General features: G+C 65.8%; 16 protein-coding genes and 1 other RNA gene. 8 read left to right on the plus strand and 9 right to left on the minus strand.

The window, feature by feature from the left end:
- Positions 1-34: 34 nt before the first annotated feature.
- Positions 35-2,290 (plus strand): putative bifunctional diguanylate cyclase/phosphodiesterase, encoded by a 2,256-nt coding sequence (locus NX775_RS13855; RefSeq protein ID WP_258836531.1) that lies wholly within the window; start codon positions 35-37, stop codon positions 2,288-2,290.
- Between the two features lie 19 nt (positions 2,291-2,309).
- On the opposite strand, the gene NX775_RS13860 is transcribed toward NX775_RS13855, so the two are convergent.
- The 6 genes from NX775_RS13860 to rnpB all read right to left on the minus strand — a co-directional run bounded on the left by NX775_RS13860 (position 2,310) and on the right by rnpB (position 9,130).
- Positions 2,310-3,317, minus strand: coding sequence for a Csu type fimbrial protein (locus NX775_RS13860; protein WP_258836532.1), 1,008 nt, complete (start codon positions 3,315-3,317; stop codon positions 2,310-2,312).
- A gap of 4 nt (positions 3,318-3,321) precedes the next feature.
- A complete protein-coding gene (locus NX775_RS13865; RefSeq protein ID WP_258836533.1) occupies positions 3,322-5,775 on the minus strand; it encodes a fimbria/pilus outer membrane usher protein in 2,454 nt (817 codons plus the stop codon).
- 14 nt (positions 5,776-5,789) lie between these two features.
- Positions 5,790-6,527 (minus strand): fimbrial biogenesis chaperone, encoded by a 738-nt coding sequence (locus NX775_RS13870; RefSeq protein WP_258836534.1) that lies wholly within the window; start codon positions 6,525-6,527, stop codon positions 5,790-5,792.
- A 12-nt stretch (positions 6,528-6,539) separates the two neighbouring features.
- The gene (locus tag NX775_RS13875; protein WP_258836767.1) at positions 6,540-7,052 is read right to left on the minus strand and encodes a Csu type fimbrial protein; all 513 of its coding nucleotides are present in this window, start codon (positions 7,050-7,052) and stop codon (positions 6,540-6,542) included.
- Positions 7,053-7,229: 177 nt separating this feature from the next.
- Positions 7,230-8,723, minus strand: a complete 1,494-nt coding sequence (gene glpK, locus NX775_RS13880) for a glycerol kinase GlpK (protein WP_258836535.1) — start codon at positions 8,721-8,723, stop codon at positions 7,230-7,232.
- 59 nt (positions 8,724-8,782) lie between these two features.
- Positions 8,783-9,130, minus strand: an RNA gene (gene rnpB, locus NX775_RS13885) — RNase P RNA component class A.
- A 145-nt stretch (positions 9,131-9,275) separates the two neighbouring features.
- Between rnpB and NX775_RS13890 the strand changes: the two genes are divergently transcribed.
- From NX775_RS13890 to yghU, 6 genes are all read left to right on the plus strand, one after another.
- Positions 9,276-10,973 carry a thiamine pyrophosphate-binding protein gene (locus NX775_RS13890; RefSeq protein ID WP_258836536.1) on the plus strand — a complete coding sequence of 566 codons (1,698 nt, stop codon included), beginning with the start codon at positions 9,276-9,278 and terminating at the stop codon, positions 10,971-10,973.
- A 99-nt stretch (positions 10,974-11,072) separates the two neighbouring features.
- Positions 11,073-12,212 carry a signal recognition particle-docking protein FtsY gene (gene ftsY, locus NX775_RS13895; RefSeq protein ID WP_258836537.1) on the plus strand — a complete coding sequence of 380 codons (1,140 nt, stop codon included), beginning with the start codon at positions 11,073-11,075 and terminating at the stop codon, positions 12,210-12,212.
- A gap of 23 nt (positions 12,213-12,235) precedes the next feature.
- Complete coding sequence (locus NX775_RS13900; protein ID WP_183557109.1) at positions 12,236-12,907, plus strand: cell division ATP-binding protein FtsE; 672 nt, start codon at positions 12,236-12,238, stop codon at positions 12,905-12,907.
- On the plus strand, positions 12,904-13,824 hold the full coding sequence (ftsX, locus tag NX775_RS13905) for a permease-like cell division protein FtsX (protein WP_258836538.1): 921 nt from the start codon (positions 12,904-12,906) through the stop codon (positions 13,822-13,824). Before NX775_RS13900 ends, ftsX begins: the two co-directional genes overlap by 4 nt.
- Positions 13,825-14,410: 586 nt before the next feature.
- Positions 14,411-15,301, plus strand: a complete 891-nt coding sequence (rpoH, locus tag NX775_RS13910; protein WP_258836539.1) for an RNA polymerase sigma factor RpoH — start codon at positions 14,411-14,413, stop codon at positions 15,299-15,301.
- 285 nt (positions 15,302-15,586) lie between these two features.
- A complete protein-coding gene (yghU, locus tag NX775_RS13915) occupies positions 15,587-16,429 on the plus strand; it encodes a glutathione-dependent disulfide-bond oxidoreductase (RefSeq protein ID WP_258836540.1) in 843 nt (280 codons plus the stop codon).
- Positions 16,430-16,444: 15 nt separating this feature from the next.
- Here the strand turns inward: yghU and NX775_RS13920 are convergent, their stop codons facing one another.
- The 3 genes from NX775_RS13920 to pstS all read right to left on the minus strand — a co-directional run bounded on the left by NX775_RS13920 (position 16,445) and on the right by pstS (position 20,941).
- Positions 16,445-19,138 (minus strand): bifunctional diguanylate cyclase/phosphodiesterase, encoded by a 2,694-nt coding sequence (locus NX775_RS13920; RefSeq protein WP_258836541.1) that lies wholly within the window; start codon positions 19,136-19,138, stop codon positions 16,445-16,447.
- A 21-nt stretch (positions 19,139-19,159) separates the two neighbouring features.
- A complete protein-coding gene (locus NX775_RS13925) occupies positions 19,160-19,822 on the minus strand; it encodes a winged helix-turn-helix transcriptional regulator (RefSeq protein WP_258836542.1) in 663 nt (220 codons plus the stop codon).
- A 90-nt stretch (positions 19,823-19,912) separates the two neighbouring features.
- Positions 19,913-20,941, minus strand: coding sequence for a phosphate ABC transporter substrate-binding protein PstS (gene pstS / locus NX775_RS13930; protein ID WP_258836543.1), 1,029 nt, complete (start codon positions 20,939-20,941; stop codon positions 19,913-19,915).
- A gap of 177 nt (positions 20,942-21,118) precedes the next feature.
- Here pstS and NX775_RS13935 point away from each other — a divergent pair, with 177 nt between their 5' ends.
- Positions 21,119-21,547, plus strand: a complete 429-nt coding sequence (locus tag NX775_RS13935) for a hypothetical protein (RefSeq protein WP_258836544.1) — start codon at positions 21,119-21,121, stop codon at positions 21,545-21,547.
- Position 21,548 lies beyond the last annotated feature (1 nt).

Here is a 21,548-nt window from a genome sequence, read left to right on the forward strand (position 1 = left end):
TCATAGAATCAATCGGGATCTCTTCCGATGGCGCGTGCGCGCCTTTGCCAGGCTGATGTCGGCAGTGCTCGTGCTGGCGCTGGTCGTGGCCGTGCCCAGCGCGCTGGTTGCCGCGTACCGTGGCTATCCGCAAGTTGCCCTGATGGACACGATCGCACTGGCGTGGATCCTGGCGATCTGGCGTTTCGATCGCTTGTCGCACACGAGCCGCGTCGTCAATTTTCTGGCCATGCTGTTTTTCGTTGCCGTCGGTTCAATCGTCTCCGTTGGCGCAGTCGGCCTTTGCTACCTTCTTGCAATACCCGTCATCGCCGTGATCCTGCTGGGACAGCGCGCGGCGTATGCCACGATCGGTGCCGGCGCCCTGGCCATGATCGTGCTCGGCCTGGCCGGCTACAGCGAGCTGACCATGGGCGACCTTGCGAACGACTCGCCTGTGGGCGTGCTGCTTTTTGCGCTCAACTATGCATGCGTTGGCGCGCTGGGCACGCTGACGGCCGGCAGCGTGCTCAAGGGCTTGTCGCGCTCGCTGAACAAGGCGGACGCCGTTTCCACATCCCTCGAGCAGGAGCGCACCACACTGCGCGCGGTCAATCAGGAACGCCGACTGACCTCGGCAGCGCTGGCGGGCCTGCACGACATGGTGCTGATCATCCAGGCAATTCCCGGGAAAACCTCGCATCAGCCGATCATCTTCGCGAACGCCGCGTTCGAGCGCCACAGCGGTTATCGCATCGACGAAATCATCGGGCAAAGCCTGCATGCGCTGCACGGGCCGGAAACCAGCACCGAAACCGTTGCTGCCCTGTCGGATGCGATGGCGCGCTACGAACCGGCGTCGGCGCAACTGGTCAACTACACGAAAGCAGGCGAACCGCGCTGGGTGGAAGTCGATATCGTGCCGTTCGCCGGCGAAGGCGGACCGATCACGCACTGGGTGGCTGTCGGCCGCGACATCACCGAAAAGCGCCAGTCGGCCGAATCGATCCGCAAGCTGGCGTTCTACGACGTGCTGACCGAACTGCCGAACCGCCGGTTGCTGATGGAGCGCCTGGGCGCCCTGACCGACAAGGCGCAGCGCGGCGAAGGGATCGGGGCCGTGCTCTATCTCGACCTCGACAACTTCAAGAGCGTCAACGATGCGCGCGGCCATGCGACCGGGGACGCTCTGCTGAAACACGTGGCCGGCATCCTGCGCGATACCGTCCACCGGCGCGACACCGTGGCGCGTCTCGGCGGCGACGAATTCGTCGTGCTGGCCGAGCATCTGGGCGACGACGCCAGCGCGGCCACCGCCGCCGCGGTGGCGCTGGCCGAGCGCGTCGGCACCGCCCTGCGCCGGCCCATCGACATCGATGGCCAGGTCTACCAGTCGTCGGGAAGCGTGGGCATTTCACTGCCCACCCGACCGGAGCAGACCGCCCAGGACCTGCTGCGCGAAGCCGATACGGCGATGTACCATGCCAAGGCTGCGGGGCGAAATAGCGCGGCCCTGTTCGAGACGACCATGCTGGCCGCTGCCGAAAATACGCTGATGCTCGAACGCGACTTGGGCAATGCCCTCGACAACGACGAGTTCGCGCTGCACCTGCAGCTGCAGGTCAGCCCTGACGGCCAGCCGATCGGTGCCGAATCGCTGTTGCGCTGGCGCCGTGCCGACGGTGTGCTGGTACCGCCCGACGTGTTCATTCCGATCGCCGAAAAAACCGGCCTGATCGTCCCGCTGGGAACCTGGGTGCTGCGGCAGGCCTGCCTGTCCTGGCTGCGCCTGTCGCGCGCCGGCCACGCGCTGCCGCTGTCGGTCAACGTCAGCCCGCGCCAGTTCCAGCAAGCCGACTTCGTTGACGTGGTGCGCTCGATTCTCGCCGAGACGGGCGTGCCCGCCACCCAGCTGATCTTCGAGCTGACCGAAGGCCTGCTGGTCGAGAACATGGACGCGACTGTCGCCCGGATGCACGTGCTGGCCGAGCTGGGTATCCGGTTCTCGATCGACGACTTCGGCACCGGCTACTCGAGCCTGGCCTACCTGCAGAAGATGCCGTTGTACGAACTGAAGATCGACAAGGGCTTCATGCGCGACATGCCGCACGACGTGAATGGCACGGCGCTGGTCAAGTCCATCCTCGCCATGGCCGGCCAGCTTGGCCTGCGCGTCGTCGCCGAAGGCATCGAAACCCGCGAGCAGGCGCAGTTTCTTGCGTCGCACGGCAAACCGTGCATGCAGGGCTTTCTGTTCTGCCGCCCGATGCCGCTGGGCGAACTGATCAGCCAACTCGAAGCCGCGGCCTGAACGGCGCACCAGCCTTTCATCAGAACATCAGCAACACCGTCACCGTATCGCGGTAATCGCCCGGTGTCGGCGCCCGCTGGCGCGGCACGATACCGTGCATCATGACGGCCTGCGCGCTGCCGGTGCCGATGCCGCTGTAGACCGTGGTGCCCACCAGCCCGTCGCCCCAGGCCGGACCGTCGGGCGTGGCCGAGATCCGGTAGGTCAGCGTTTCTCCGGTCACGCTGTTCTTCATCGTGCGCGCCCCCGGATTGTTCGACACGCCGCCATTCAGCGCGATCTGGTACGTGCTGTTGGCCGTGCACGCCACGCTCAGTGGTGCGCTGATGCGCTGGTCGGTGATCGGGCTACCGCTGGCAAAGGCCAGGTTGCTGGTGCTGATCAGGCAATTATTGACCGCCGTGGCGCGCGCCTGGAACGAGAATGCCGCGCTGGCGCCGCCCGTGCACGGCACGCTGCCGAAACCATACTGTATGGTGCCGTGGCCGGCGAAGCTGGCGCCATAGAGTGTATCGGCATTGCCCACCGTGGGCACGCCCACCAGGCTTGCCGCCGCAATCTTGCCGTACACGGTGAAGCTTTGCGTCACCCCGCCCAATCCCAGCAAGCCCGCCAGGGTCGCGTTGACCGGCCTGGCGCCGATGGTGCTGGCGGTGCTGCCCCAGATCTTGGCCGCCGTGTACGAGCTGTCGGTGTAAAGGTTGAAGGCCAGGCGGTTGCTGCCGTTGAGCAGGTAGCGCGGGGCGCCCGTGCCGCCGCCCGGGCCCACGCCCAGGTTGACGCACACGTTCGCCGCCGGCAGCAGCAGTTGGTTGGACCCGAGAGTCCAGTAGCAGGTCACGGTCAGCGTGCCGCTGGCCGTGACGTCGCTCCCTGCAATGGGGCTGACGACACCGAAGTCGACATCGGTCATCGCGGCCACGCAGTTGTCGGCGCGCGCCGCAGTGGCAGCCAGCAACCACAGCGTGACAGTCATCAACATCAGGCGGCACAGGCGCAGCGCGAGTGGGTGGCAGATTGCGGTCATTTGGTCATTCTCCTTGCAGGGGCTGGCAAACCAGCGGTCCGATCACGGGCAGTTCGCCCGCCACCGGTTTGTAATCGAAACGCACTTCGCACAGATCCTTGCCGCTGCCGACGCGCACGCGGTTTTGAGCGCGCAAGCCTTCAATGAACAGCACGCCATCGTACCCGACCATCGCCGTCAGTTCGCTGCCGTCCAGGCGCGCCAGCGTGCCGACGTCGGGTACCGTACCATCGGCGCGCACCAGCGTGAGCGTCGCGGCCGCGTAGCGTTCGATCGCGAAGCGCGCCACCACGCCGGCATTCTGGCGCGGCACGATCTCGAGGAGCGTGTGCGGGATGCGGGTATCGGACGGCAGCGACGACGGGTCGATCGCGATCCGGCTGGCAGCGTACGGCTGCAGGTCGGGCACCAGGAGGCGCCCGTTGCGGTCGGTGCGCCCGATCGGGCGATTGTCCTGCAGCACCGGCAGGTCGGGCGCGCCGCTCGAGACCAGCGCGAAACCGCGCCCGACATTGCGCGCCGTGATCAGCGCGCCATCCATGGCGACGATGGCGCCGCTGACATCCAGGCTCGTGTTGCGGCTCTCGCCAACGCGCTGCGTCGACACGATCGCGCGGCCGTGTGCGCCCAGGTATTGCACCTGGGCCTGGTCGTAGCGTTGCGGGCCGGTCTTGCCCGCCTGGACGGCCCAGCCGAGGCCACCGTCGAAGTCCGGCGCGCGGCCCATCGACACCGACGCCACCTGCTCGCCGCGCTGGCGCCCCGCATTGGCGTTGACCGCCACGCGCGAATCGAAGGCCATGCTGAAAGTAGCCGTGATGCCCCGTTCGGCACGCCGCTCGAGATCCTGGAACGCGCCCAGGCTGAAGTAGCCACGCAGGCCGACGCTGCGCGACCAGGCCAGCGACACGGTGCGCGTTACCTGAGACGGTGTGGCCTGCGCCGTCAGTCTGCTCAGCGGGTTGCCGAACGGATCGAGCACTGGCGCGACGCCCGCCAACAGTGGCGTGCGCAGCCCGATCAGGTTGATGCTGAAGCTGTTGCCGGCGAACGCCGTGCTGATGCTGGCCCGGTCGAGCGCGCGCGGCACCGGCGTGCCTTCGAGCGTGCCCAGGTCGCCGAAGCCGGCGCTGGCGCGGATCGATTGCAGGTCGAGCGCGAAGCGTGGCGACACGTATTGGTAGCCGAGCGTGGCTTGCCAGCCACGATAACGGCCGGCGCTGGCCGCCAGGGCGCCACTGGCCACCCCGGCGCCGGGCACGCGCGCGAGCACGCCGCCGCCGAGCAGCACCTGGCCGCTGCCGGCTTCGGCATGCCCTTCCAGCGTCAGGCGGTCGGTCCAGCCGTGGCGCACCGAGCCCACTGCCGCCGGGCCACCGTAGCGGAACGATGCCACGCCGTAGTCGCGCCGCAGCGCGCCAAGGGAGACGGCGAAATCGGTCAGGCCGCGCGCCAGCAGGCGGGTGTCGACGTACAGCGGCAGCGTGGTGGCCACTTCACGCCCGAGCGCATCGCGCGTGATGACGGTGGCCTGGCCGGCGCCGTTCAGGCCCGCCACCTGGTCGACCACGAACGGGCCGGTCGGCACGCTGGTGCTGAACTGGCGCACGTTGTTGACGAACAGGTCCACGCTCGTGGGCACGACGGCCGAACCGGCAATCGAGGCCACCGGATAGGTCACCAGGTCCGGACGCAGCTCGAAGTTGCGGCGCCACTCGATACCACCCAGGCGCAGCGCGCGCGACCAGCTCAGCGCCGGGGTGACGGTGTCGCCCAGTTGCACGGTGGTCAAGCGGTCCTGATTGGCGTAAGTCCAGGTGGTGTCGTAACGCGTATAGCCGCGCTCTTCGCCGCGCAGGATGGCCGCGCCGGTGCTGGTCAAGCTGCCGTACGGATCGAAATAACGCAGATCGAGATTGCTGGCCACCGAGCCGCCGCTGCTCTGGGCGAACACGTTGTAGTTCAGGAGCATGCCGCGGCTGGCCTGGCCGGCGCCGCTGGCGCGCACCGTGCGCGCGCTGATCACGCGCGCCACGCGCAGGCGATCCGACAGGGTCAGCGCCAGCGTCTGGGCGGCGCTGTCGTAGCGCCAGGTCATGCCGTCGATCTCGTCGAGCAGAAAATCGGCGCGGTCGGCCACGCCGAAGCGCGCCGGGTCCAGGCCCAGTTCGCGCAGGCTCTCGACCGTCATGCGCAGGCTGGCGCCCTGCTGGATCACGGAGACGAGCAGACCCGTGGGCTGGCCGTCGATCGACACGTCCAGATACAGTTCGGTGGGTTGGGCGGCCACCAGGCCGGCCTGCGCTTCGAGCGCGGCCAGCGAGGCCGACGCCGGCGCAGCGGCGACCATGGCGGCCGCCGCCGCGATGGGCGTCACAGGTGTGATGGCGAGGGCCAGCAGGCAGGTGGGCAGGGACGACGACCGCAGGGCCCGCCACGCCCGGTGGCGCGTGTGCATGGCTGCCCCGGGCGTCAGTCGCGCGCGACGGCCGCCTTGGCGGACTGCGGCTTGGCGTTGACGTTGGTGGCGATGGCGAGCGGCGCCGGCAGTGCCCCGGCGACGTCGGCGGGCAAGGCCCATTCGCGCGTGCGGCCTGGCAGTGCGTAACCCAGCAAGCCTTTGCTGAGCACGACGTCGCGGCTGCCGACCGTCACGCTGGTGGCGCCGATCTGCGCATGCAGCGCGCCGGTATTGCGGGCGCGCAGGTGCCAGGCGCCGGCGCGCTGGAAGGTGCTCCATTCGAGCTGCGGGGCAGCTTGGGTATCGCTTGGCAGCACGAACGCCGGGACCGAATATTGCAGGCGGATCGCGACATTGGCCTGCTGGGGATCGCCACGCGGCAGTTCATCGATCAGGATGCGGTAGGTCTGTTCGGCGCCGCCCGGCGTCGAAGGGTTACCGACTGCAGCACCGGCGCGGCGCACGAGGCGGATCGTCTGGGCGCTCTTGCCCGCGATCTCGATGATCGGCGGACTGGCCACGAGCTGCGTGGTCGGGGTCAGGGCGTCGATGCCGTCACGCTGGTCCCAGGCATACACCCGGACCTGGCCGTACAGCGGCGTGTCGCCATTGTTCTGCAACTGGATCCCGGCCGAATTCTGGCCGGGCTGGAAGCTGATCGACACCGGTGAAATCTGCAGGTTGGCGCCGTACGCCGCCGTACCGGAACACAGTGCCGCCGCCAGCACGATGGAGTAAAAGCCCCGCATGCGCGATTCCGATCAGAAGTAGATGGTCGCGGTGATCGTCGATTTGTAGTTGTCCGGCGTCGGCGCCTTCTGGACCGGGATTTCACCGTACACGGTCAGCGTCTGCGCAGTACCGGTACCGGTGCCGGCCAGCGTGTCAGTGCCCTGGGTATTGCCCCACAGGCTAGAGCCGGCGCTGCGGTACAGGTTGACGGCGACCGTGTCGGCGTTGGCGCCGGTGCCGCTCAGGAAGCGCGTGGTGCCAGTCGAACCGGCGCCGGTGCCGGCGTCCAGGCCAACGTTGTAGGGCGTGGTGTTGGTGCAGGTCACATTGATGTTCGACGAGCCGGTGAGCGCCGAGGTGATGACACCGGTCTGGCCGAAGTCGATGCCGTTGGCAGCGATGGTGCAGTCGGCCACGACGCGCATCGTGACGTCGAAGGTGCTGCTCTTGCTCTTGGAGTACACCGCAGCGCCCGTGGTGAAAGGCATGACAGCAGCCAGGACAGCAGCCAGGACACGGATACGTTTTGGGGTAGTCATCATCATATTCTCCAGATTCAAGGGCGCTGTCACCGCGACGCGCATCGTCTTGCTCAACTCAGAAAATATGATACATGTGTTTCCATGCGGAATCAAACGCCTTTTTTCAATTCTGCTGAATCTGCGCACTTTGCTGGTTTTTTGCAACACTCGTTGCATTGTTGTCATCCAGCAGTGGATTTAATCCTCCGGTTCGGCCCACGACCTTGCATGCGCAACAGCCCGCGCCCAGCGCGCCATCAGCGCCGCGCGGCGCTCGGCCGCCATCCGGGGCTCGAAACAGGTGTCGACCTGCCACTGGTGTTCGAGTGCTGCGGGCGATTCCCAGACACCGCACGCCAGGCCGGCAAGCCAGGCGGCGCCCAGCGCCGTCGTTTCGGTCACGCGCGGGCGCACCACGGGGATGCCGAGCAGGTCGGCCTGGAATTGCATCAGCAGGTCGTTGCGCGCCGCCCCGCCGTCGGCGCGCAGTTCGGTGACGGCGCACGCAGCGTCCTTCTGCATGGCCGTCAGGAGTTCGGCGCTCTGGTAGGCAATCGCCTCGAGGGCGGCGCGCGCGATATGGGCGGCAGTGGTGCCGCGCGTCATGCCGAGGATGGTGGCGCGTGCGTATGGATCCCAGTGCGGCGCGCCCAGGCCGGCAAATGCCGGCACCAGCATCACGCCGCCGCTATCGGGCACGCTCGTGGACAGCGCCTCGACCTCGTGCGACTGGCGGATGATGCCCAGGCCATCGCGTAACCACTGCACCGTGGCGCCACCCATGAAGACGCTGCCTTCGAGCAGGTAGTCGGTGCGCCCGTCAATTGTCCAGCCAACGGTCGACAGCAGGCGGTGATGCGATACCGGTGGCGTGGCGCCGGCATGCATCAGCATGAAGCAGCCGGTGCCATAGGTATTCTTGACCATGCCCTTGCGATGGCACGCCTGGCCGAAGGTGGCTGCCTGCTGGTCGCCGGCAATGCCGGCAATCGGGATCGGGTGGCCGAACCACTCGGCGGCGGCATGACCGACCAGGCCACTGCTGGGCACGACCTCGGGCAGCACCGCGCGCGGGATGTCGAACAGCGCCAGCAAGGCATCATCCCAGGCCAGCGTGTGGATGTTGAAGAGCATCGTGCGCGCCGCGTTGCTGGTGTCGGTCACGTGGCGCCCGCACAGGCGGTACACCAGATAGCTGTCGACGGTGCCGAAGGCCAGCTCGCCCCGCTCGGCGCGCTGGCGGGCGCCCGGGACATGGTCGAGCAACCATTGCAGCTTGGTGGCCGAAAAATACGCGTCGAGCTCCAGGCCGGTCAGTTCGGCGATCATGGCCGCCCTGCCCGCTTCGCGCAGCCGGTCGCAGGCGCCGGCCGTGCGCCGGTCTTGCCAGACGATGGCGTTGGCCACGGGTTCGCCGGTAACGCGGTCCCACAGGAGCGTCGTTTCGCGCTGGTTGGCGATGCCGATCGCGGCGATGCGCGCAGGGTCGACGCCGCTGTCGGTCAGCGCGGCGCGCGCGCAGGCAAGCTGGCTGGCCCAGATGTCCGCCGGATCGTGCTCGACACAGCCGGGTTGCGGGAAATGCTGGGGAAATTCGCGCTGGCAGCTGGCCACGGCCACGCCGGTATCGTCGAACACGATCGCCCGCGAACTGGTGGTGCCCTGGTCGAGGGCGAGGATGTAGTGGGTCACTGACGGTCTCCGGAACGACCGGGGAAAACGCGCACCGAGCGGTGCGCGTCATGAATTATGTGTAAAGCAGGCCGATAGGCCGGATTCTGTGTAGTGCCACCTTGCGGCGACACTTGGACAATCATTCCTCTAGGCGCTGAATTACTCCAGCGCTCAAGCTTCCTACCCGCACGCTCCGCGAGCAACATCAACGCGTGCCTATTTGGAATTGCTCCGAGTGGAGGTTACCGCGTTTCACCGTAACTAAATACGCTCGTCTCTGTGGCCCTGTTCCTCGCCTTGTACCACTGGCTTGCGCCAGCGGATTTCGGCGGACGGCCGTTAACCGTCACCCTGCTCTATGGAGTCCGGACCTTCCTCCCGTCCACGACCTTGCGGCGTGGACCAGCGACTGCCTGGCCTGCTTCACGGGGGCATTGTAACCGATATCCCTCTGGCCAAGTCCGGCGCCGCGCCCGTGTTTTCTGAAATTTGATGTCGCCATTCCAAAAGCCGCGTGTGGGCCGCTCACTTAGAATACTTGCAAGCGAACCCTATAAGGACGACCCTTCCATGACGCACCCTTCCCGCACCGGCGGCCAGATCCTGGTCGATGCCCTCTCCATTCACGGCGTCGACACCGCCTTCGGTGTCCCGGGTGAAAGCTACCTGGACGTGCTCGACGCGCTGCACGATTCGAACATCCGGTTCGTGATCAACCGTCAGGAAGGGGGCGCGGCGTTCATGGCCGAGGCCTATGGCAAGCTCACCGGCAAACCGGGCATCTGCTTCGTCACGCGCGGGCCGGGCGCCACCAATGCGTCGATCGGCGTGCACACGGCCTACCAGGATTCCACGCCGATGATCCTGTTCATCGGCCAGGTGGGCAACGACTTCGTCGATCGCGAAGCGTTCCAGGAAATCGACTACCGCCGCATGTACGGCCAGATGGCCAAGTGGGTCGCCCAGATCGACCGCGCCGACCGCATCCCCGAATACATGGCGCGCGCGTTCCAGGTCGCCACCAGTGGCCGTCCCGGTCCGGTAGTGCTGGCGCTGCCCGAAGACATGCTCGTGTCGCTGGCCGAGGTTGCCGACACGCGCGCCTATACGCCAGCGCATGGCGCGCCGTCCGCCGACCAGATCGCGCAACTGCGCACGATGCTGGCCGGGGCCGAGCGTCCGGTCGTGCTGCTCGGCGGCGGCACCTGGACCGCGCAAGCCTGCGCCGACCTGGCACAGTTTGCCGAGCGCAATCACCTGCCGGTGGGTTGCACGTTCCGCTTCCAGGACCTGCTCGACAACGCGCACCCGAACTACATTGGCGACGTGGGCATCGGTATCAATCCGAAGCTGGCCGCGCGCGTGAAAGACGCCGACCTGGTCATCGCCATCGGTCCGCGCCTGGGCGAAATGACGACCGGCGGCTACACCTTGCTGGCCGCGCCCGTGCCGGCCCAGCGCCTGGTGCACATCCATCCCGATCCCGAAGAACTGGGCAGCGTCTACCAGGGCGAACTGATGATCGCGGCCGGCATGCCGCAGGCGTGCGCCATGCTCGCCGCGATGGAACCGGTCGACGCGACCTGGCAGGCCAATGTGAAGCAGGCCAGGATTGAGCTGGCCGCGTGGCAGGAGCAGCCTGCCCTGCTGCGCGAAGGCGTCCCGCTCGACCTGTGGCAAGTGGTGCAGGATCTGCAGGGTGCGCTGCCGGCGGACGCGATCATCACCAACGGCGCCGGCAACTACGCGTCGTGGGCGCACCGCTTCTACCGCTATGGCGGCATGCGCACGCAGCTGGCGCCGACCAATGGCGCGATGGGGTATGCGGTGCCAAGCGGCGTCGCGGCCAAGATCGTGCATCCCGAGCGCGCCGTGGTGACCTTTGCCGGTGACGGCGAATTCATGATGACGGGCCAGGAACTGGCCACCGCTGTGCAGTACGGCGCCGGCGTCGTGATCCTGGTCTTCAACAACAATATGTTCGGCACAATCCGCATGCACCAGGAGCGCACTTATCCGGGCCGCGTGTCGGGCACGAACCTGCACAATCCGGATTTCGCAGCGCTGGCGCGGGCCTATGGCGGCCATGGCGAAGTGGTCGACCAGACTGCCGACTTCGCACCGGCTCTGGCGCGCGCGCTGGCCTACACGGCGCAGGAACAGCTGCCGGCCGTGATCGAGCTGCGCTACGACGGCAATCTGATCACGCCGAACGCCACGCTCGAGATGATGCGTGCGCAGGCCGAGGCCGCAAAAGGAGCACGCTAGCGCGCAAAGCGGGAACGTATTGCTGCTCTGGTAAAATATTCGCACGTTTTTTCATCGCCGGCCCCGCCGGCGTTCGCACGAAGTCCCCCACCAGACACTATGTTCAGCTTCTTCAAAAGAAAGAAAGCGCCCGATACCCCGGCGCCGGAACCTGTTGTACCTGCTGCACCCGCGGCGCCCGCGGCGCCTGCCACCAGGCCGGCACCCCCGGCGCCAGCCGTGGCCAAGCCCGACACCAAGAAGGACACCAAGCCCGAGGTCAAGACCGAAGTCAGCGTGCTGCACGAAGGCGGCAACCTGTTCCCGGAAACCGCCGAGCGCCCCACCACCGAGCTGGAAAAGAAGCAATCGTGGATGGCGCGCCTGAAGGCCGGCCTGTCCAAGACCTCGAGCAACCTGTCGCTGCTGTTCGTCGGTGCGCGCATCGACGAAGACCTGTACGACGAACTCGAAGCGGCGCTGCTGATGTCCGACGCCGGCATCGGCGCCACCGAACACCTGCTCACCGAACTGCGCCGCAAGGTCAAGGAAGACAAGCTGCTCGACGCGCCCGCCGTCAAGACCGCGCTCAAGAGCCTGATGATCGAGATGCTGCTGCCGCTGCAAAAGCCGCTCGAGCTGGGCCGCCACGACCCGCTGGTGATGATGATCGCGGGCGTGAACGGCGCCGGCAAGACCACCACCATCGGCAAGCTGGCCAAGCACATGCAAAGCTTCGACCAGTCGGTGCTGCTGGCTGCGGGCGACACGTTCCGCGCCGCCGCGCGCGAGCAATTGATGGTCTGGGGCCAGCGCAACAATGTGACCGTGATTTCGCAGCAGTCGGGCGATCCGGCGGCTGTCGCCTTTGATGCAGTCCAGTCGGGCAAGGCGCGCGGCACCGACGTCGTGATGATCGACACGGCCGGCCGCCTGCCGACCCAGCTGCACCTGATGGAAGAGCTGAAAAAGATCAAGCGCGTGATCGGCAAGGGCATGGCGGGTGCACCCCATGAAATCCTGCTCGTTATCGACGGCAACACGGGCCAGAACGCGCTGGCGCAAGTGAAGGCGTTCGACGATGCGCTCGGCCTGACAGGCCTGGTCGTTACCAAGCTCGACGGCACCGCCAAGGGTGGCGTGCTGGCCGCGATCGCACAGAACCGCCCGATTCCCGTGTACTTCATCGGCGTGGGCGAAAAGCTGGAAGATCTGCAGCCATTCAATGCCGAAGAATTCGTCGACGCGCTGCTCGGCTGAGCGGCTGATCGAACAAGGACACCATGATTGCATTCCAGTCAGTATCGAAGCAGTACACGCACGGCGACGCGCAGGGCAGCTATGCACTGCACGACGTCACGCTCGCCATCGGCAAGGGCGAGCTGGTCTACCTGGCCGGTCCGTCGGGCGCTGGCAAGTCGACCCTGATGAAAATGGTCGCCGGCGTCGAGCGGCCCACCAGCGGCAAGGTGATCGTCAGCGGCCATGACGTCGGGCGCATCAAGCCGGCCGGGATTCCTTTCCTGCGCCGCAATATCGGCATCATCTTCCAGCAGCAGCGCCTGCTCAACGACCGCAATATCCTAGCCAATACGATGCTGCCGATGCTGGTGACCGGTGCGCGCACGGCGGAAGCCGAGCAGCGCGCCCGCGCCGCGCTCGACAAGGTCGGCCTGCTCGACCGGGCGCGCGCGATGCCGCTCGAACTGTCCGGCGGCGAGCAGCAGCGCGTGGCCGTGGCCCGCGCGATTGTCAACCGGCCGCAGATCATCCTGGCCGACGAACCTACCGCCAACCTCGACCGCGTCGCGGCCGACAAGGTGCTTGATGCGCTGCGCTCGTTCCACGCAGTGGGCGTCACGTGCGTGATCTCGACCCACGACGATTACGTGCTGGAGCGCGCCGAGCGCGTCATCCGCCTGGAAAATGGCCAGCTGGTCGGAGGTGCAGCATGAGCCCGTGGTTGCGCCAGCACCGTTTCGCCCTGGTGGCCGCGCTGTCGACCGTGCGCAAGTCGCCCGGCAGCTTCCTGTTCAACGTACTCGTCGTCGCGCTGGCGCTCACGCTGCCATTCGCCGGCCTGACCTTGCTCGACAATGTACGGCCGCTGTCCGAGCAGTTGTCGGTCGACCCCGAGATCAGCCTGTTCATGCGCGAAGATGTCAGCCGGCCCGATGCACAGGCCTTGCTGCCGCAGATTCGCCAGATCGTCGCGCAGGGCAAGGGCGAAGTCATGTTCGTGCCGCGCGAAGAAGCGCTGGAATCGCTCAAGGCGCGCAGCAGCCTGGGCGGCGTGCTGGAAACGCTGGGCGAGAACCCGCTGCCGGACAGTTACGTGATGAAGCTGGGCGGCTTCGCCAGTGCCGGCGCCGCGGCGCAGGTCGACGCCATCACCGAGCGCCTGCGCGCCCTGCCCGGCGTCGAGACGGTGCAGGTCGACTCGGCCTGGGTCAAGCGCCTGGCCGCGCTGCTCGGCATCCTGCGCCTGGCCCTGCTGCTGCTGGCCGGAACGCTCGGCATCGTCGTCATCGCGGTGGTGTTCAATACCATCCGCCTGCAGGTGCTGACGCAGAAAGAAGAAATCTCCGTCTCGCAACTGCTCGGCGCGACCAATGACTTCATTCACCGCCCGTTCTTCTATACGGGCGCCCTGCTCGGCCTGTGCGCCGGCGGCGTCGCCCTGGGCGTGGTAGCGCTGGCCTTGCACCCGCTCAATGGCGCCATCGCCGAATTTGCGCGGCTGTACGGCTCGCAATTCCAGCTGGCACCGCTGGGCGGGCTGGAAATTGCAGGCTTGCTGGCGGTGAGTGCCGGCCTGGGCCTGATCGGCGCCATGCTATCGGTACGGCGTCACCTGGCGCGCGGGCGCTGACGGGCTACAGGGGTGCCGGCAGCGGCACTCCTACAATATTGCTGAATAAAAAAGATTGATTCAGGGTGTTGAAAATGCCGGAAGTGGCACCACTTCCAGAGCAGGGCGAGGCGGCCGTTGTGCTGCCTCCCCGATTACCTGGCCGTCGGAATGCGCCGCAGCGCGCCCATACTCCTACGGTCGCTTCGCACTTCCCTACGCTGTCTTGCGTAGAACTCCTACAGGCCGTCCCAGTCGTACGTGCGCCATTCAACAGAGAGCTTGTCTGTCCCGCCTTACTCTGAACCTGTACGCGATTTCCAGTGTTTATCGGCTCAGTTCTGGGCTGCATCAAACGAATATTCAAGTGCTGCACTAAAGTAAGTTTGCTTGCGGGTTTAATTCCCATAGGCAATACTTTGGACAGTCTTAAGTTCTGGCCACATTCTGGCACTCTCTTTGGGGGAGTGCTAATATATGGTCCAAGGCAATCAAATTTCAAGCAAAAGTATCCGCATGACGAAGCGATGTTCGCTTCAGGATGGCGTCACCGGCATGAGGCCGAGGCCCGTCAGGATGCAGCAAGATTACTAAAAGGGAAATAAACATGTCCGCACAATCCGCATTGGTCCCGACCGGCAATCGTGCTCTGGGACTAGGTTTCACCGGCAATCTCGGCAATATCGATGCGTACATCTCGGCAGTGAACCGCCTGCCGATGCTGACGCACGAAGAAGAGATGTCGCTGGCAAAGCGGCTGCGCGACGATAACGATCTCGACGCAGCGCAAAAGATGGTGCTGTCCCACCTGCGCCTGGTAGTGTCGATCGCGCGTGGCTATCTGGGCTATGGCCTGCCACACGCAGACCTGATCCAGGAAGGCAATATCGGCCTGATGAAGGCAGTCAAGCGTTTCGACCCGAACCAGGGCGTGCGCCTGGTGTCGTACGCCATGCACTGGATCAAGGCCGAGATGCATGAGTACATTCTCAAGAACTGGCGTCTGGTCAAGGTCGCGACGACCAAGGCGCAGCGCAAGCTGTTCTTCAACCTGCGCAGCAACAAGGTGGGTCTGGACGCGATGTCGCCGGGTCAGGTCGATGATCTGGCCAAGCTGCTGGGCGTGAAGCGTGAAGAAGTGATCGAGATGGAAACCCGTCTGTCGGGCCGCGATATCGCGCTCGAGTCGCCAACCGACGACGAAGACGACAAGTTCTCGCCGATCGCCTACCTGTCGTCGGAACAGCAAGAGCCGACCAAGGTGCTTGAGGCGCAGCAAGTCACGCGCCTGCAGTCAGAAGGCCTGGAATCGGCGCTTGGCAAGCTGGACCCGCGTTCGCGCCGCATCATCGAAGCGCGCTGGTTGGCCAACGACGACGGTTCGGGCTCCACGCTGCACACGCTGGCGGAAGAGTTCAGCGTGTCGGCCGAGCGGATTCGCCAGATCGAATCGGCGGCACTCAAAAAGATGAAGGGTGCGCTGACGGCGTTTGTCTGAGCCGCTTTGCCATCTCCCAAACCCCGCTTCGGCGGGGTTTTTTCTTATGCGGCTTTGCTCTTTCCATCCCGGCCTTGGCCGATTTTTGTTGCGTTGAACGCGTGGGTGGCATAGCCGCCCACCCTACGGTGTTTTTTTTAGGGTGGACGGGTTTCCCGTCCACACGTTCAACAAAACGTGGCAGCCACGAAACTGGGGTAATTTGAACGCATGAAGCCGCCGCCGACACGTTTGTCGCCCATTGGCTAGAATGGTTCTTCTGACACGTCAGCTCAAGGAAAAGCCATGCCTGATTCAACGCCGTATGTCCCACCAACTGTCTGGACCCCGCCCGCCACCCCGGGCGGCGCCTTTGCCAATATCAATCGCCCGGTCGCCGGACCGACGCACGACCAGGCGCTGCCGGTAGGCGAGCATCCGCTGCAACTGTATTCGCTGGCCACGCCCAATGGCGTGAAGGTCTCGATCATGCTCGAAGAACTGCTGGCCGCCGGCCATGCGGGCGCCGAGTACGATGCCTGGCTGATCCGCATTAACGAAGGCATGCAGTTCTCGAGCGGCTTCGTCGATGCCAACCCGAATTCGAAGATTCCCGCCCTGGTCGACCGCAGCGGCGCCGAGCCTGTTCGTGTGTTTGAATCGGGGGCGATCCTGGTGTACCTGGCCGAAAAATTCGGCGCGTTCCTGCCGAAGGACGGCGTGGCGCGCACCGAGACGATGAACTGGCTGTTCTGGCAGATGGGTTCGGCGCCATTCATGGGCGGCGGCTTTGGCCACTTCTACGCGTATGCACCGGAAAAGCTGCAATACCCGATCGACCGCTACGCGATGGAAACCAAGCGCCAGCTCGACGTGCTGGATCGCCATCTGGCCGACAACCGCTACATGGCCGGCGACGAGTACACGATCGCCGACATGGCCATCTGGCCCTGGTATGGTGGCATGGTGCTCGGTCAGCTGTACGACGCGGCCACGTTCTTGTCGGTGCACGAGTACAAGCATGTCAAGCGCTGGGCTGATGCGATCGCGGCGCGGCCGGCCGTGGTGCGTGGGCGCAAGGTCAACCGGTCGTTCGGACCGGCAGAAGACCAGGTGCTGGAACGCCACAGCGCTGCCGACCTCGACTGATTGTCGCGGCGGCGCTCACGACGCCGCCGCAACGACCTCGAGCAAATAGCGCTGCGTCATCAGCACCGCCATCTCGTGCGCCGGCATCGGGCGCGCGATGAAGTAACCCTGCACTTCATTGCATTCCAGGCCGCGCAGGATCGCCAGTTGCTCGGCGGTTTCCACGCCCTCGGCCACGACCGACATGCCCAGCGCGTGCGCCATCGACACGATCGCCTGGAAGAACACCTTGCCCTCTTTCGACCTGGCCAGCTCGTTGGTGAACGCGCGGTCGACCTTCAGCACGTCCATCTTCAGGCGCTGCAATTGCGACAGCGACGAGTAGCCCGTGCCAAAGTCGTCCACGTGCAGTTTCACGCCCAGCGCGCGCAGCGCCGCCAGTTCGGCCAGGATGTCGTCCTGGTCGCCCATCATCGCCGACTCGGTGATTTCCACTTCGATCAGGCTGGCCGGCACGCCGTGGCGCACCATGGCGGCGCGCAACTGCCGCTGCACGCCGCCGCGCAGGAACTGCTTGGGCGAGACATTGATCGAGACGGGCACCAGCGCCACGCCGGCCTCGCGCCACGCGGCCAGTTGTGCGCACGCCTTGTCGATCACAACTTCACCGATGCGCACGATCAGGCCGGTCGATTCGGCCAGCGGAATGAAGTCGCCCGGCGCCACCATGCCCAGCGTCGGATGGCGCCAGCGCACCAGCGCCTCCATGCTCAGCAACTCGCCGCTGCGGGAATCGACGCGCGGCTGGTAGTGCAGCACGAACTGGTCGCCCTCGAGCGCCTCGAGGATGTGCTGCTTGAGGCGCGCGCGCGAATTGAGCGTCGTCGACAGCGATGGATCGAAGAAGCGGTACTGGCCCTTGCCGTCGTTCTTGCCGACATACATGGCGATATCGCTGTGACGCACCAGCGTTTCGGCATCGGCGCCGTCGCGCGGGTACATGCTGATGCCGATCGATGCACCCACCGCGTGCAGCTCGTCGCCCAGCAGGAACGGCACCCCGAACGCCTCGACGATGCGCGCCGCCACCGACGCCGCCTGGCGCTCGCCATCGCAGGGCGTGAGCAGGACGACGAATTCGTCGCCGCCGAAGCGGGCCACCTGGTCTGACGGGCGCAGCAGCGCCAGCAGGCGCTGGGCCGCGCACTTGAGCACGCCGTCGCCGGTGGCGTGGCCGTGCGAATCGTTGATGTGCTTGAATTCGTCCAGATCGATGAACAGCAGCGCCGCCCCCATGTCGGCGGTGTGCGCCTGCGCCAGCATCGCCGGCATGCGTTCCAACAACGCGTGGCGGGTGGCCAGGCCGGTCAGTGAGTCGACGTTGGCCAGGCGCTCGAGCTGCGACTCGTGGGCCTTGCGCTCGCTGATATCCTGCAGCGTGACGGCCAGGCCATGACCTACCCGCACCAGGCGACGCCGGCCCCAGCTGATGTTCAGACGATTGTCGCTCGGCATTTTGCGGTCGTCCTCATGGAAGCCCGTCTCCATCGCCTTGCGGTAGGTGGCCAGTAATTCTTCGCCGAACAGGCCGGTGTCGATCTCGGCCAAACTGGCGCCGACCAGGTCGTCACGCGTCATGCCATAGAAGAAGGCGCCCCGTTCATTGCAGTCGACGATGCGAAAGTCGACGATCTGCCCATCGCGTCCGCGCACGGCGGCCGCCATGTAGAAGCCGTCGTTGCCGCTTTCGGTGGCGGTGCGGTAGGCGCGCCGCACGTCGTCCTGTTCGGTGCCGCGTTGCAGCGCGCGCCGCGCCAGCACGGCGCCGACGGCACCCAGCAGCATCAGGCACAGCGTGGCGGCGATGGCGCGGTCGCGGCTGTCGGTCCAGTAGGTATTGGTTGTGGCCAGCGTATCGGCGCGTGGCAGGCCGACCAGTGCGACCAGCGGATAGACCGGCGACTGGCGCCAGCCCAGCACGCGCGACTGGCCGTCGGCAAAGCCATTCGCCCCATCGACTTCGCGCACGCCCTGCTCGCCCGACCAGGCGGCGCCGCGGCGCGGCAGCGTGGCCGTGTCGAAGAACGCGGCGCCGTCACTGCGTTGTTCGACGCGCAGGCGCCCTTCGCTGCCGGCCAGCGCGACGATGCCGCCGGCGCCGAGCGTTGCCGGGCTGACGAACGACGTGAAGTAGCGCGCATCGACCGCCATCATGATGACGCCGTCGAACTCGTCTTCGCGGTCATCCAAACGGCGTGTGAACAGCACCACGTCGTCGGCCGCGCCGAACTGCACCGGCGTGGTGCCCAGCCGCAGTGCCGTCGAATTGTTGTCGCGGTGGCGTGAAAAATACGGGCCATCCGCCAGGTCCGCGCCAACCAGGCTGGGGCGCGTGCTGGAACGCACGATCCCGCGCCGGTCGAGCACGGCGACCACGTGGAAGGCGCTGTCGGTGAACATGCCGTCGCGCCGCATGTCCGCCAGGAGTTCCGGCTTGCGCGAGTTCTCCCAGCTGAACTTGAGCTGCATCGTGATCTGGTCCATCTGCGCGACCGAGCGCGTGATGTACTGCTCGTAGGCTTCGGCGTAGGCGGCAGCGTCCTTGCGGATCTGGCCGGCAACGCGATCCTGTTCGGTGTCCACCCGCACCAGGGTTGCGCCCCACAGCGCGATGCAGAGCAACAGCGCAAGCAGCGGCCATGCCAGCACCAGGTAGCGTTTGCTGCGGTGAGGCGTGATGGAAGGGGCGATACGGGGGTGGTGACTCATGCTGCCGGCAAACACTGCATGTCAGGTCGGCGCGAGCATGTAACCGGCGCCACGCACGGTCTTGATCAGCGATTTCGCGCGGCCCAGCGCCTTGCGCAGGCGCAGCACGTGGACGTCGACGGTGCGCTGGTCGAGCGACTGGTGCGCGTCCCAGAGTTGTTCGAGCAACTGCGAGCGCGAGAAAACCTGGCCCGGATGGCACAGCAAAAAACGCAGCAGGCGATATTCGGCGTGGCGTACTTCGACCCGGCTGTTGCCGACCCTGACGCTGCAGCTGAGCGGATCGAGCACGAGGCGGCCCGAGCGCAGCAGCCGCGATTCGGGCGACAGTTCGCGCGCCTCGCCGATCGGCGCCTGCGGGATGAATTCGGGATGCGACACCGCTGCCGGCAATGCAGACGGACGCTCGCCTTCGGCACATTCGGCCGCCAGCAGGATGACAGGCTGTTCGCGCAGGCGGCGGTCACCGCGCAGGCGAGCCAGCAGGCGCATGCCGCCTTCGTTGCGCAGCATCGATTCCTGCAGCAGGAGTTCGGGCCGTTCGCGTCCGATGAAGTCCCAGGCTTGCGCCAGGCTCGGCACGTTGTGCCAGACCCACTCGTCCTCGTGCAGTGAAAATTTGAGCAGTTCGGCGATGGCCGGCTTGTCGTCAATCACCAGGACGATCGTGTTCGCCATTGTCATGGGATACCCAGTCTGTGAGATGCCGAGGTTGGATGTGCTGATAAAAAAATCCGGCAGTCGCGCTGCCGGATCGTTGCTTCACCTGCCTGATTACATGATCGCTTTGCCGGAAGCGTCTTTCAGGTTGGCTTTCCAGGCATCCTGCACTTGCTTGACGACGCTGGCTGGCATCGGGACGTAGTCCAGTTCAGCTGCTGCTGGCGCGCCGTTCTTGAAGGCCCAGTCGAAGAACTTGACGACTTCCTTGCCCTTGTTCGCGTCAGCCTGTTCCTTGTGCATCAGGATGTACGACACGCCGGTGACTGGCCAGCTTTGCTTGCCGGCGCCGTCGGTCAGGACCACGCCGAAGCCTGGGGTCTTGTTCCACTCGGCGTTCGCGGCAGCTGCCTTGAACACGTCGTCGCTTGGCTGCAGGTCGACGCCTTCTTTATTGCGCAGCTGGGTGTGCGCCAGCTTGTTCTTTTTCGCGTAAGCCCACTCGACGTAGCCGATCGAACCCTTGATACGCTGCACGTTGGCGGCGACGCCTTCGTTGCCCTTGCCACCCACGCCCACGGCCCACTTCACGGTGGTGCCCGAGCCGATGTTTTCTTTCCAGGCCGGGCTGGTTTTCGCCAGGAAGTCGGTCCACAGGAACGAGGTACCCGAGCTGTCGGCACGGTGCACAACGGTGATCTCGGTATCCGGCAGCTTGACGCCAGGGTTCAGCGCGGCGATCGGCGCAGCGTTCCACTTGGTGATCTTGCCCATGTAGATGTCGGCCAGCACCGGACCGGTCATCTTCAGCTGGCCTGGGGTCACGCCCTCGACGTTGACCACGGCAACCACGCCGCCCATGATGGCCGGGAACTGCATCAGGCCTTCCTTGTCCAGCTCATCTGCTTTGAGTGGCATGTCCGACGCGCCGAAGTCGACGGTCTTGGCCTTGATCTGCTTGATACCGGCGCCCGAACCCACCGACTGGTAGTTCAGGCCATTGCCGGTCGCTGCCTTGTAACCCTCGGCCCACTTGGCGTAGATCGGGTACGGGAAGGTAGCGCCTGCACCGGTCATGTCGGCGGCAAACGAGGTCGTCATCACGAGTGCGGCAGCGGCGCCGGCGAGGATCTTTTTGAACATTGTTATTCCTTAGTTGAGGGATATGTTTTGCACTACGGGACAGAGAATAGCCTGCGAATATGACCTGTTTATGACTTCACAATCGCCGTGTTCATGACGCCCGGGCGCATCATGCCGCGCCGCTGCGCTTGCGCTTTTGCTATCATGGGTTTTCCCTGCCAAACACTGGATGACACCATGCGCCCCTCGATCTTCCGTCCGGCCCGCGTCTTCTGCATCGCCGCCGTTTGCCTCGGCGCTGGCCTGTTGTCCGGCTGCGCCGCGCCCGAGCGACTGCCGGACGCGCAATACAATCTCAGCGAGAGCCAGAGCCTGCTGCTGGCGCCAGAGCAGCGCCTGAGCCTGACGTATGAAGGCGCCGACGACACCCGCTGCCCGGACAATGCACGCTGCATCGTGGCCGGGCGTGTCGCCTACCGCTTCACGCTGCGCATCCAGAACGTGGCGCAGGCATTCTGGCTGGTGCCGGGCAAACCGGGCTTCACGTCGCCGGCGCTGCGCGGCGCGCGTGTCGAACTCGACCGGTCGTTCGAGCCACCGGCGCGCGGCATGATCGAGGCGAGGCCGGCGTCGTATCCGGTCGTGCTCAATATGTACGGTACGTAAT

The sequence above is a fragment of the Massilia aurea genome, assembly GCF_024753205.1.
In the GTDB taxonomy this organism is placed as follows: domain Bacteria; phylum Pseudomonadota; class Gammaproteobacteria; order Burkholderiales; family Burkholderiaceae_D; genus Telluria; species Telluria aurea.

Excerpts from the sequence above, each read along its gene's own strand:
- ftsY (WP_258836537.1), top strand. The coding sequence starts at position 11,073 with ATGTTCAGCTTCTTCAAAAGAAAGAAAGCGCCCGATACCCCGGCGCCG.
- ftsX (WP_258836538.1), top strand. The coding sequence starts at position 12,904 with ATGAGCCCGTGGTTGCGCCAGCACCGTTTCGCCCTGGTGGCCGCGCTG.
- NX775_RS13925 (WP_258836542.1), bottom strand. The coding sequence starts at position 19,822 with ATGACAATGGCGAACACGATCGTCCTGGTGATTGACGACAAGCCGGCC.
- yghU (WP_258836540.1), top strand. The coding sequence starts at position 15,587 with ATGCCTGATTCAACGCCGTATGTCCCACCAACTGTCTGGACCCCGCCC.
- NX775_RS13865 (WP_258836533.1), bottom strand. The coding sequence starts at position 5,775 with ATGCACACGCGCCACCGGGCGTGGCGGGCCCTGCGGTCGTCGTCCCTG.
- NX775_RS13875 (WP_258836767.1), bottom strand. The coding sequence starts at position 7,052 with ATGATGACTACCCCAAAACGTATCCGTGTCCTGGCTGCTGTCCTGGCT.
- pstS (WP_258836543.1), bottom strand. The coding sequence starts at position 20,941 with ATGTTCAAAAAGATCCTCGCCGGCGCCGCTGCCGCACTCGTGATGACG.
- NX775_RS13920 (WP_258836541.1), bottom strand. The coding sequence starts at position 19,138 with ATGAGTCACCACCCCCGTATCGCCCCTTCCATCACGCCTCACCGCAGC.
- NX775_RS13935 (WP_258836544.1), top strand. The coding sequence starts at position 21,119 with ATGCGCCCCTCGATCTTCCGTCCGGCCCGCGTCTTCTGCATCGCCGCC.
- NX775_RS13870 (WP_258836534.1), bottom strand. The coding sequence starts at position 6,527 with ATGCGGGGCTTTTACTCCATCGTGCTGGCGGCGGCACTGTGTTCCGGT.
- NX775_RS13900 (WP_183557109.1), top strand. The coding sequence starts at position 12,236 with ATGATTGCATTCCAGTCAGTATCGAAGCAGTACACGCACGGCGACGCG.
- NX775_RS13860 (WP_258836532.1), bottom strand. The coding sequence starts at position 3,317 with ATGACCGCAATCTGCCACCCACTCGCGCTGCGCCTGTGCCGCCTGATG.
- NX775_RS13890 (WP_258836536.1), top strand. The coding sequence starts at position 9,276 with ATGACGCACCCTTCCCGCACCGGCGGCCAGATCCTGGTCGATGCCCTC.
- rpoH (WP_258836539.1), top strand. The coding sequence starts at position 14,411 with ATGTCCGCACAATCCGCATTGGTCCCGACCGGCAATCGTGCTCTGGGA.